A 12152-nucleotide genomic window follows, 5' to 3' on the forward strand; every position below is an offset into this window, starting at 1 on the left:
TGCCCGGCCTGTGGGGGCACCGCCCCGGCTGACAGAACCACCACGTCCGTGAAAAAACGCGGCACTAAATCCCTGCGACGCAAGTGCTGTAACGATCCGGCGCTGCGCACGGTCCAGTTCCCAGGTTGAACAGAAATATCCACCATCTTTGCCGCTGTCGGAGTATCCCAACATCACCTCGATCACATTGCCACCTGACTTAAGGCTGCGGCGGGCAAGCGGAACATCCAGAACATCCAGCAGAATTGCTGAGGCGTTGCGCAGATCACCGATCGTCTCGAACAGCGGCACCACAGAAATATCAAGTGTCTCTGATCCGAACCCGGCATAGCGGGCGAGAAGATAGACACCCAGGATGTCGTCTGCCGAGCGTGTCATCGACAAGATGAATGGTCCGACAGCTTTGGGATCCGGCCCTGTTCGAACAGCGTGCATAAGGGCTAGTAAGGCTAGCAATTCCTGCGCCTGATCACTCAACCCGTCACGCTGAGGATACTGCAGGTTCTGGTCTGCCAACTCGGTGCGCAGACGGGTCGACCATTTGGGTGTTCCGTATTTGGGCGCAGGTTCGAATGCAGACCAGATTTCTGCCAGAACGCTAGTCGTCACAGTCGAATTCTGCCGTATGTCCAAGGTTGTGGTACGCAACCCGAATACGGTTGCCGCCCGGCGAAGAGGTCGGATATGCCGCCTTGTTAGAATATCGGCGTTTACTGCACAAAGCGCCTCATCAAGCGCGTCGAGATCACACTCGAACTGCGAGATATGCTGATAACCGGCACTTGTCAGTCTTTGGCGGACGGCATTCAGGGCCTGCCGAAACGGTTCGTTCGGGTTGCGGTCATTCTTGGGTGCGCGGTTGATAATTGCCTGCAACCGTTCACCGTGAGGTTCGGGCAGTGGTAGGATCAGGGCGCTAATGCTCAGTTTTTGCGCGGCTTTATCAAGAGCCTGACAGTAGAGATCAATCGCTGTCTCGCGCCCACGTTGCAGAGCCAGTTTGGTCATCTCAGAGGTTACATTCGGGTTGCCGTCCCGGTCACCGCCAATCCAGCTATGAAATCGGACGTTGGGCGTCACATTTAAAGTCTTACCCAAAACCTGCATACAGGCGTGATCGAACCGGTCGATGACCTGTGGTACAGCATCGAATATTGCGTCGCGGAAAAATTGCAAACCCCATTCGATCTCGTCACGTAAACTGGGACGTGACAAGCGTAATTCTCCGGTCATCCATAGTAGGTCGATCTCGCCTTCCAGATCATTCAACAATGTTGAACGTTCAATTGGCGTCCAGCGCTGAGATTCGAGGCTGACCAGGATACGATAAATCCGGCGGTGAATTTCAAGAACGGTGACGCGTTTGGCTTCGGTCGGATGAGCCGTTAGCGTGGGGCCAGTCATTAAACTACCTGCCAACTTTTCGGTTTCCCCAACACTAAGATTAAGGTCCGACAACACTTCGGCAAATCCACCTTCAACCGCTTGGGCACCTTTTTGGGTTTCGATTTGTCGACGATCCCGCACATCTGCGTTTTCGTCGATGATGCGCAAAAGCTGAAACCAGATCGACAGGGCCTGCAAATACGGGATTGCGGCCTGGCCAGTTGGAATGGGGGGCAGCGGCTTGGCTTCGGCCCAAGAAGCGACATGTGGCGCCCTTTTCAAAAGGATGTTTCGCCATAGCGTGCGCAATTCAGTCCGAAGACCGTCCGCGTACGCGGACGGTGGAAGCGACGGCTGGGTATCCTGAGCCAACGCTTGCATCAGATCACTTTGTCTCTTGGATTTTTGCCATTGAAGAAATCATTGAGGTTTTCAATGACGCGGAACCCCATAGCTTCGCGTGCTTCTTTAGTCGCGCTTCCGAGATGTGGCAGCATGACGAGGTTGTCACATTGCAGCAGGTCCGAGCTAATGCGGGGCTCGCCGTCAAAAACATCCAGCGCCGCGCCGCCAATTGTGTCGAACATCAGGGCTTGGATCAGGGCGTGCTCGTCGATGACCTCGCCGCGCGCGGTGTTGATCAGGAAGGCGTCGGGTTTCATCAAGTCGAGTCGTCGACCGTTGATCAGGTGCCGGTTTGCGGCCCCTCCGGGGCAGTGCAGCGAGACGAAGTCGCATTGCGGCAACAGCTCATCGACAGTATCCACCTGAGTGGCATTGCACTTGGCCAAAACGTCGGGCGCCACCTGGCTGCGATTGAAAATAACGACGTCCATACCAAAGCCGTGATGGGCGCGGCGGGCCATTTCCTGCCCGATGCGGCCATAGCCGATGATGCCCAGGGTCTTACCGCTGACCTTGGTGCCGACCAGATGCGTGGGCCGCCAACCGGTCCAGTTTCCGGCGCGCAGCTCGCGTTCGCCTTCGCCAGCGCGGCGCGCTACCATCAGCAGCAATGTCATCGCGATATCGGCGGTACATTCAGACAGAACGTCAGGCGTGTTTGTCACGGTCATGCCAAGCTCGCGGGCTGAGGGCTCGCAAATGTGGCTGTATCCGACTCCGTAATTGGCCAGAATTTTGGTCTGTGCTGCGGGGACGTCCAGCGCCTCGGCGCTGAGCGTATCGGTAACGGTGGGCAGCACCGCATCATAGTGTTTCAGGGCGTCGCGGATTTCAGCCGGGGACATCGGAGTATCCCCGGTATTGAGTACAGTGTTGTAGTCTTCGGCCAGTCGCGCCTCGACGGCGGCGGGCCAGCGACGGGTGACAAGGACTGAAGGTTTGGTCATCACGCAGCCTTTCCCATGACGCGGGCAATGGTCTTTCCAATCACAGCCGGGTTTTCAGCAACGGTCACCCCCGCCGCCGACAAGATTTCGACCTTCTCCGAGGCACTTTCGCCAAAGGCCGAGATGATCGCACCAGCATGACCCATAGTCCGACCTTTGGGCGCGGTCAGACCTGCAACATAGGCGACGACGGGCTTGGTTATGTTGTCGCGGATGTATTCTGCGGCCTCGGCTTCCTGCGGGCCGCCGATCTCGCCGATCATGGCAATGACTTCAGTGTCCCTGTCCTGTTCGAACCGCTCAAGGATATCGCGGAACGAAGACCCGTTGATCGGGTCGCCGCCGATCCCGACGCTAGTTGAAACGCCGATGCCGTGTTCTTTCAGTTGGGCTGCGGCCTCATAGCCGAGCGTGCCGGATCGACCGATGATGCCGACATTTCCGGGCAGATAGATGTGGCCTGGCATGATCCCCAGCAGAGCCTTGCCGGGGCTGATGGTGCCCGCGCAGTTGGGCCCGGTCAGCACCATGCGCTTGTCTTTGGGATAGCGGTACATGTACCGCTTGACCCGGATCATGTCCTGCGCCGGGATACCGTCGGTGATACAGACGCAATAGCGGATACCCGAATCTGCGGCCTCCATAATGGAATCGGCGGCAAATGGTGGCGGCACGAAAACAAGGCTGGCATCGGCACCGGTCGCCTCAACGGCCTGTTTGACGGTGTCAAAGACCGGCACGCCCTCGACGGTCTCGCCGCCCTTGCCGGGGACAACGCCGCCGACGACATTAGTGCCGTAGTCCAGCATGTCCTTGGTATGGAACCGTGCCATCCGTCCGGTAATGCCCTGAACGATAACACGACTGTCGCGGTCCAGAAGAATGCTCATTAGACAGCCCTCATCTTGGTGTTTTGGGTCAGATCGTTTTGCCACGCGCCAACAGCGCGTTCGGCGGCTTCCATCAGGGTGGTGGCGCGGATGATCGGCAATCCGGATTTGGCCAGAATTTTCTGACCTTCCGCGACATTGGTGCCGGCCAGCCGCACGATGACAGGGATTTCAAGCTCAAGTTCGCGTAGCGCCTGAACGACGCCCTCTGCGACCCAGTCACAGCGATTGATCCCGGCGAATATGTTGACCAGCACCGCCTGCACGTTCTTGTCTGACAGGACCAGACGAAAGGCCTTGGCCACACGTTCGGGTGAGGCGCCACCGCCGATGTCCAGAAAGTTCGCAGGTTCGCCCCCCGCCAACTTGATCGTATCCATCGTGGCCATGGCCAGACCGGCGCCGTTCACGATACAGCCGATATTGCCGTCAAGACCGACATAAGACAGGCCGCGATCCGCAGCGCGACTTTCGCGTGGGTCTTCCTGGCTTTTGTCGCGTAACTCTGAGATCTGCGGATGCCGGAACAATGCGTTGTCGTCAAAGCTCATCTTGGCATCCAACGCCAGAACCCGATCGTCACCGGTGATGACCAGCGGGTTGATCTCGACCATGGTGGCGTCCAGATTGCTGAAGGCGGCGTAGCAGCCCTGTAGCGTGCGCACCATTTGCTGCACCAATTTCGCCTCAAAACCCAGTTGAAATGCGATTTCGCGCGCCTGGAATTCCTGCAGGCCCACGGCTGGTTCGACGATCGATCGCACGATGCTGTCGGGGCGTTCGGCCGAGATATCTTCGATCTCCATGCCGCCTTCCGACGAGGCCACGATCATCACCCGCTGGCTGGAGCGATCCAGCACGAAGCCCAGATAAATCTCGCGATCAATCGGCACGGCGGATTCAACGTAGACACGGTAGATGCCCTTGCCTTCGGGACCGGTTTGATGCGTAACCAACCTACGTCCGAACATCTCGTCACAGGCTTCATGGATTTCGTTCTCGGTGTTGCACAGTTTGACACCTCCGGCTTTTCCTCGGCCTCCGGCATGGACTTGAGCCTTCACGATCCAACGATCGCCCCCTAGCTCGCGCGCCCGATATGCCGCTTGTTCGGGACTGTAGGCCAGCGCACCCGAAGGTACGGCGACGCCAAAATTCGAAAGAACCTCTTTCGCCTGATATTCGTGAATATCCATCTGCAATCTTCCTCCCGTTCATGCAGTGCGGTCAGGCCGCGATCGACGTGCCGTAGCGGCTTTCCAGCAGCGCTTCGATGGCTTCAAAATCCACTGTGCCACCCAGCTCGCGGATCGCCTCGCCAAACAGTTTTACGATGCGGCTGATCGATTGGTGGTTCAGTTGGTTCAGGATGCCGATGCGCACCTGTACCGGGGCGCTGAGTGTCGGCCAGATGCCAAAGCCACGCGCGCGGCAGTTCTGTACCAATTCCATTTCGCGGCCAGCCAGTTCTGTGGGCAGGTTCAGCACTACGAGGCTTGGCATGTCCGAAGTGACATCGCAGCCCATCGCGGTGACGGCGTCACGCAGGACGGCCTCATGCGTTTTGTAGGAATGCGCGCGTTTAGCCAGTCCTTCCTGCAAGGTCAGACGCAGAGATTCATGGAACGCGGCGACGGCATAGCCCGAATGGGTCCGGTGATAGGTGCCTTTCTCAACATCCTGACCGTCGACAATGCCCCAATGGCGGGCCTCGAAAATCGGATTGTGGACGTAAGAGTAAGCACCGGTTGTCTTCAGCGCCTCGATAAAGGCGTTGGTGAAGCTGACCGGCGCATAGGTCAGGGGCAGGCAGCATAGGCCTTTTTGCGGGCACGAAGCCCAGCCTGCGATGCCGGGGAAATCGTCGATACGAAAGTCTGCAACACCCAGCGAAGACACGGCATCAATCAGACCCATGGTGCCATGATTTTCACACGCATCCGAGAATCCCTGTACATCGTTGACACGGCCGGAACCGGTTTCCCAATGTGCCATGAAAGCCCATTTCGGCTTGTGTTCGGCCAATGCGACCTCGACCATCTCACCGGTCACGGGCTGGCCATGCGGAATTTCGATCACGGTGACGCTGGCCGCAATGGGATCAAGTGGATTGGCGGCATGTTCTTCAGGTGTGGCTGCCTTAATCCGAAGGGTCAGCGCGTCAATGCCGGAAAAGGTGCCATTGGTGAACGCAACCACCTTGTCGCCAGGCATAACGGCCGAGAACATAGTGTCCAGCGCGCTCCAACCGGTGCCAGCAACCGCGAAGGTATAGGTATTGTCGGTGCCCCAGATTTTGCGCAGCATGTGCTTGCATTCGATCATGCCGCGCAGGACGTCACCCTGCATGTGATCCGCAACACCCGCATTTGCAAAGGCATGCAGAACGCGGGCATCGGTATTGCCTGGTCCGGGTCCCGCAGCCAGTGTTTCCGGAATTTCGAGCGTCGGGTAGATTTGAAACGTCATTGGCGATCCTCCTCGGCGACGGGGTCCGTAATGCGCCCCGTCTGTCGCGTTACCGAAAAGAAAAGCCGATCCTTGCGTTAGGGCGCAACGTAACTTACTACTGCTTTAGGGTAGCTATTTGGGTGGGAAAAAACCTACCCATTCTGGCAAATATACCGATGTATACCGGAAACTTACCTACCCAACATGGTAGTTCTTGGGTAAATTAGGTGGAAAATCAATGCTCGACACAACGCCCCCTCCGATCGACATCATGCTCGCCAACAACAATTCTCTCGTCCTCTCGGCGATGTCCGAAATCTTTGAGAGAGACAAACGATTCTCGTTGGTGGCGACATCTGCAACTGCCGAAGGTTTCCTTGGGGCAGTCATGCGTGTGCCGGTAAAGGTCTGCGTAGTGTCCTGGGAACTGCCAGCTTTGGGTGCAGCCAAACTGATCGAAGTGCTGCGCGAACAGGAAAATGCACCGCGTTTTGTGGTCTATGGTGATGAGGCAGGTGATGTCCCTCGGCTGGCCATGCAAGCAGGCGCCGCAGGGTTTGCACCTCGTTCCGGTGAGGTTGAAGGCCTGCTGGAGACATGCGTTGATGTTGCCAAAGGTAAGATGGTTTTCCCATTTATCGATGTACGCACGGTGCAACATAGCCCTCTTCAGACCTTGTCGCGCAAAGAGCGGGCTATCCTTGAGGCACTGTCGAAGGGAATGTCCAACCGGGAACTGTCGAAAGAGTTACAGATTTCCACCAATACCGTGAAATTCCACCTCTCGAATATCTATGAAAAACTGTCAGTTAGAAACCGGGCGCAAGCCATCGCTTATTACTATTCAGCCAAATCTTCTTCAGATTAGGCTCGTAGGTGATGTGTCGAGACAAAATAGAAAAACCTGCTCATTGCAGCAAGGATGAACACCCGCTCCACTTGTACTTAAATGTACAAACCGGATTGGACTGGACGTTCAGCTATCTCATGAAACGCCCAAGGTAGCTTTGGCCAGAAGCGCGTAGGCGACCCAAAATGAGGTCGACCAAGTACCGTGTTACAAGAGGGTGCCCTTGCGCAACATCATGAATGCGTCGTCGGTCAATATCAGCGCTCAGATGAAGTCTGTCACATCATTTCTTCGATCTTGTGATGATCAAATGCTCTGCAATTGCCCGGCAAGACGTTGCCATACTTGCTCACTGAATTCTGACTGCACTGCAGCCAATCGGACCATTCTGATTGTAAGTTCTTGTGCAGGCAGAGCATCGTCAACGCGTACAAGCTGCCCCTCTGCAAGCGGACTGGCGGCCAAAGAATAGGGCAACCACGCAACGCCGATTCCATCCAGGGCATATTGTAGCATCGCGAGCGTCAGTGCGGTCTCTGCTCTGGAGGTGATTGTAATATGCTCAGGCAATCGCGGCGCGACCAATCGGGAAAACACTTGCCCAAGGAAGACATCAGGCGGGTAGACTATCGCGGGAACGGTCTCGCCAACCAATTCCTCACGCATTGCAGGCGCGCAAACCGGGATAAGAATATCTCTGCCAATCGTCTTGGCCTCAAACGCATTTTCGAGATCTCGCGCACTGCCATCCGAAATAGTGTACATGATCGCGAAATCGACCTCTTTTGAGATCAGCTGCAACAGACATTCGTCCTGATTTCCCGATCGGACTCGAACCGAGATAGCGTCATTTTCGGTCAAGGTGCGGACTACTTTTGGCGAAACGGTTGTCGTGAGAGCATGTTGGCACACAAGAGACAGAGACTTGTTGGCCCTATCACTCGCTGTTTTCAAAGTATGACGTAGTTTGTGCAGCCGCGTACTCAGCTCACGCAGCTCAGGCTCCAAAGCCTGTACACCCGGCATCAGAGATACGGGTTTGCGACGGCGATCAAATAGGGTCGCACCGATACTGTCTTCGATAAGCCGTACCCGACGGGTAAAGGCAGATTGGGTCAGCAACCGCTTGTCCGCAGCGCGGGCCAGAGATCCGCTGTCCAACACGGCCAATATATCATCGATCCATTCCAAACGCATGTGAACCAGTTACTGCAATGCTCAGTAATATGCAAACTTTGCAACATAGAAGCCACATTTCGAATTAGCGGAGCCGTATCTCACATAGTAAATTGACGGAAACCAATATTAGGAGCCATGTTATGCATCTCGCCCGCTTCCCCCGCCTTCACCTGGCTCATCTTCCGACACCGCTTGAACCGATGAAACGGTTGTCGAAAGAACTGGGTGTCGAGATATGGATCAAGCGCGACGATTGCACCGGCATGTCAACAGGCGGCAACAAGACCCGCAAGCTGGAATTCCTAATGGCCGAGGCGGAAGCGCAGGGCGCGGATATGGTTATGACGCAAGGAGCCACGCAAACTAACCACGGTCGTCAAACCGCAGCCTTTGCCGCCAAGCTGGGACTTGATTGCCATATCCTTCTGGAAGATCGCACCGGATATCAGGACGGAAACTACAACACGAACGGGAACGTGCTGTTGGATCATTTGCACGGCGCAACAACCGAAAAATTTCCCGGTGGTCACGACATGGCGGGCGAAATGGAAAAGGCCGCCGAGAAAAAACGGACAGAGGGCCGTAATGTCTATGTTATTCCCGGCGGTGGATCTAACCCGACCGGGGCACTTGGCTATGTGAACGCAGCCTTTGAACTTTTGGGGCAAGCCAATGACAGTGGTTTGCGAATTGATCGGCTGGTACACGCAACAGGTTCGTCGGGAACGCAGGCTGGGTTGGTGACAGGAATGTGCGCCATGAATGCGCAGGTACCGGTGCTGGGTATCGGTACAAGAGCGCCTCAACCAAAGCAGGAACAGATGGTTTATGACCTCGCCTGCAAAACAGCCGAAAAGCTGGGTTGCTCAGGCGTGGTAAAGCGCGAGGACGTGATGGCCAATACCAACTATGTGGGCGAGGGCTATGGCCTTCCGACCGAAAGCGGCATCGAGGCGATTGAGATGTTTGCCGAGCTTGAGGGCATTCTTCTGGACCCCTGCTACTCTGCCAAGGGCGCAGCGGGCTTAATCGACCTGGCCCGCAAGGGTGAATTCAATGACCAGCGGATCGTTTTCCTGCACACTGGAGGTGCTGCGGCCCTTGGTGGTTATGATTTTGCATTCGACCACAAAAACCGATGGGTGAATGTCTGAGCAATGACATTGCGCCCAATTGGCATTCTAGGTGGCATGGGTCCCGAGGCCACCATCCTCCTCCAGCGTAAGCTGGTGGAGGCCGTGCCAGTAAGTGATGACCGCGATCACATCCCGCTTCTGATTGATATGAACCCGCAGGTGCCGTCGCGGATTGATCATCTGATTGAGGGGAAGGGCGAAGACCCGGGACCGACGCTTGCCGCAATGGCACGCCGTCTTCAGGGCGCTGGCGCCGCTGCGCTGGCAATGCCCTGCAACACGGCGCATCACTACGCCGACGCGATCACGGATGCAGTGACCGTTCCTTTGTTGAATATGGTGAAACTGGCTGCGGATCATGCTGTCAGTGAACTGGGGGCCGGTGGATGCGTTGGCGTGCTCGCCTCACCCGCAGTGCGCCGTACCCGCCTTTTCGAAACGGCATTGCAAACCCGCGGGCTATCGATTGTCTGGCCAACGGATAGTGACAGGCTGCTGACGGCGATCCGCAGAATTAAGGTCGACGGTCCAAGTGATGACGCGCGTGAAACACTGCGAACGGCCTCAATTGCATTGGCCAAAGCGGGGGCAGATCTGCAACTTGTCGCCTGCTCAGAATTCTCGCTTATTGCCGATGGCGTCGCGGATGAGGTCAAAGCAGCGGACACGATTGATTTGCTGGTCCACGCGATCATTGAGTTTTCTCAAATAGGCTATCTTAGCGACGCAGACTAGAGAACTGCGCCGCGCACAGTAGCAGCTCGCTTTGGAAGATTGACGTCACAAACGTTCCCAAAGCTGGAGCGCGATTTGATCAAAGCCGGATGGATTGGAAAAGGCTGAAATTGTCAACGTCGCGCTCCACGCATCATCACCGACTGGCACTAGCAAGCCTTGATCAAGTTCTGCTGTAATTGCCGTTTCGGGCATCCAGGCAACGCCGCTTCCTGTCATCAATCGCCGCTTAATGGTCTCGACAAGGCTGTCGACATAGATCGTCTCGGTATTCAGGGATTTCCGATCAATGGTGTTTTCTACGACCATTCCCAGAAACGAAGACCGGTCATAGGCGAGATAGGGGATTGGCGGGCCGTCCTGTCGTGCAAGATCCCATCCCATAGTGCGCGCTGGTTCAACAGCCGCCACCGGCACCAGACGATCCTTTACCAGATCCTTACGTTCAAATGCGGCCTCATCAATCATTGGCGAGACTGAATGATGATAATAACAAAGCAGGATATCCACCGCGCCTTCGATCAAAAGATCACAACATGTGCTTAAGGAATCAGACAAGACACGTGTGCGTAATTCGGGGATTTGCCTCTGCAACTCGTCTATCCGGGTTGCCAGAAAATTAACGGCTATGGTGTGAAGAACCGAAAACCTGATGAACCGGCTATCGCCGCGATCGGCATCCCGTAACGATTGGCGCGATTCCGATAACTGAGACATGGCCGCCAGAGCAACAGGCAGGAACTGTTGTCCGGCCTCTGTCAGCTGAACAGGGTAAGTCGCTCGGTTGACCAGGGGCAATCCAACCCAACTTTCCAAAGCTTTGATTCTACGGCTGAATGCGGATTGCGTGATGTTTCTTTCGTCGGATGCGCGGGTGAAATTCAAGGTCCGGGCAAGACATTCAAAGTCACGTAGCCAATTCAGGTCCAATGTGTGCTCCAACATGTCAACAGACGTGCTAGGCCAGCATAACGCAAACTATGCAAAGATTGAATAGTTTGATGAAATGTTTGAATTGGCTCTGAGAAAAGCTCTTGATCTAGACTTCAGGGCAGGGTCTGGCGGTTGGTCTTCTTTTTTTTCCTTCCGTCCGATGTTGCAGCCAAAGAGATATTGGCTCGACCCTATTGCGCAATAGGAAAGTCGAACGACGGAAAAAACGACGCCGAAACACGGCGCATTTCAACAGAGGAGAAAACCATGAGAACCAATCTGAAAACGCTGGGAATCGCAGCCGCGGTCAGCATTTATGCGATACCGGCTTTCGCAGCCGAAGAGGTCAAAATAGGTGTGCCATCCTGGACCGGGGCGCAGGCCATTGCACACGTGCTGGGTGCGGTGGTGGAAATGCGTATCGGCGGCAAAGTTGAATATGTGCCCGGCAACAACGCCACGATTTTTCAGGCGATGGATCAGGGTAAGGGCGATATCGACGTGCACCCCGATGTTTGGCTGCCCAACCAGGAAAGCTTTACCAAGAAATATGTAGACGAAGCGGGCACAGTAACTCTGTCGTCGAACCCCTATGAAGGCAATCAGGGTTTCTGCGTTAGCAAGGATTTTGGTGAAGCCAACAACATAACCGATATTGCGGATTTAGGCCGCCCCGATGTTGCCGCGCTGATGGACAGTGATGGCAACGGAAAGGGTGAAATGTGGATCGGAGCGCCGGGTTGGGCTTCGGCCAATGTGAACGAAGTCAAAACCCGCGACTACGGTCTGCTTGATTTCATCGAACCGGTCCGCGCTGAGGAAAGCGTGAAGACCGCGCGGATCAAGGATAGCATCGCCAAAGGCGAAGGCTATGCCTTCTACTGCTACAAGCCACATGCGGTCTGGTACATGTTCGACGTTCAAATGCTGAGCGAGCCGACTTTCGACCCGGCAAAATACGTGATGGTTCAGCCCTCGGACGATCCGGATTGGTACAGCAAATCCAGCGTTGCGACCAAAGACGCGCTTAAGAACGTTCAGATCGCGTGGTCCAACACATTGCCGGACCGTTCTCCGGCAGTTGCTGACTTTTTTGCGAATTTCGCCCTGACGGCGGATGATGTTAGCGGTTTTGCCTATGAAATCAGCGGTAAAGGTCGTGATCCGGCAGAAGTTGCCCGCGAATGGGTCGAGGCGAACCCGGATCGCGTGGACGCCTGGCTGGGTCTCTGATCCCACT

11 protein-coding genes are annotated in these 12152 nt (G+C 55.7%); 4 read left to right on the forward strand and 7 right to left on the reverse strand.

Annotated elements, in window-relative coordinates:
- From AC2FID_RS21235 to AC2FID_RS21255, 5 genes are all read right to left on the reverse strand, one after another.
- A partial coding sequence (locus AC2FID_RS21235; protein WP_496838588.1) for a phosphoenolpyruvate carboxylase occupies positions 1–1668 on the reverse strand: 1668 nt, incomplete at its 3' end.
- A gap of 98 nt (positions 1669–1766) precedes the next feature.
- On the reverse strand, positions 1767–2738 hold the full coding sequence (locus AC2FID_RS21240) for a 2-hydroxyacid dehydrogenase (RefSeq protein ID WP_496761479.1): 972 nt from the start codon (positions 2736–2738) through the stop codon (positions 1767–1769).
- Positions 2738–3628 (reverse strand): succinate--CoA ligase subunit alpha, encoded by an 891-nt coding sequence (gene sucD / locus AC2FID_RS21245; RefSeq protein WP_496761480.1) that lies wholly within the window; start codon positions 3626–3628, stop codon positions 2738–2740. The genes AC2FID_RS21240 and sucD overlap by 1 nt, the downstream gene beginning before the upstream one ends.
- Entirely contained in the window at positions 3628–4824 is a 1197-nt protein-coding gene (locus AC2FID_RS21250) for a malate--CoA ligase subunit beta (RefSeq protein WP_058273745.1), read from the reverse strand. Before AC2FID_RS21250 ends, sucD begins: the two co-directional genes overlap by 1 nt.
- Before the next feature lie 31 nt (positions 4825–4855).
- A complete protein-coding gene (locus AC2FID_RS21255) occupies positions 4856–6097 on the reverse strand; it encodes a pyridoxal-phosphate-dependent aminotransferase family protein (RefSeq protein ID WP_496838590.1) in 1242 nt (413 codons plus the stop codon).
- Positions 6098–6317: 220 nt separating this feature from the next.
- On the opposite strand from AC2FID_RS21255, the gene AC2FID_RS21260 reads away from it, so the two are divergent.
- Positions 6318–6947 (forward strand): response regulator transcription factor, encoded by a 630-nt coding sequence (locus tag AC2FID_RS21260; RefSeq protein ID WP_058273743.1) that lies wholly within the window; start codon positions 6318–6320, stop codon positions 6945–6947.
- Between the two features lie 288 nt (positions 6948–7235).
- Here the strand turns inward: AC2FID_RS21260 and AC2FID_RS21265 are convergent, their stop codons facing one another.
- On the reverse strand, positions 7236–8126 hold the full coding sequence (locus tag AC2FID_RS21265; protein WP_282169677.1) for a LysR family transcriptional regulator: 891 nt from the start codon (positions 8124–8126) through the stop codon (positions 7236–7238).
- Between the two features lie 122 nt (positions 8127–8248).
- Between AC2FID_RS21265 and cuyA the strand changes: the two genes are divergently transcribed.
- Positions 8249–9262, forward strand: a complete 1014-nt coding sequence (cuyA, locus tag AC2FID_RS21270) for a D-cysteate sulfo-lyase (protein ID WP_496699944.1) — start codon at positions 8249–8251, stop codon at positions 9260–9262.
- A 3-nt stretch (positions 9263–9265) separates the two neighbouring features.
- Entirely contained in the window at positions 9266–9979 is a 714-nt protein-coding gene (cuyB, locus tag AC2FID_RS21275) for a cysteate racemase (protein ID WP_496838591.1), read from the forward strand.
- 45 nt (positions 9980–10024) lie between these two features.
- Here cuyB and AC2FID_RS21280 read toward each other — a convergent pair whose 3' ends face one another.
- Positions 10025–10924: a LysR family transcriptional regulator gene (locus AC2FID_RS21280; RefSeq protein WP_496699942.1), complete on the reverse strand. Its 900-nt coding sequence runs from the start codon at positions 10922–10924 to the stop codon at positions 10025–10027.
- A gap of 255 nt (positions 10925–11179) precedes the next feature.
- On the opposite strand from AC2FID_RS21280, the gene AC2FID_RS21285 reads away from it, so the two are divergent.
- The gene (locus AC2FID_RS21285; protein ID WP_108859040.1) at positions 11180–12145 is read left to right on the forward strand and encodes an ABC transporter substrate-binding protein; all 966 of its coding nucleotides are present in this window, start codon (positions 11180–11182) and stop codon (positions 12143–12145) included.
- Positions 12146–12152 lie beyond the last annotated feature (7 nt).

The organism is Ruegeria sp. CDSC068 (assembly GCF_059610545.1).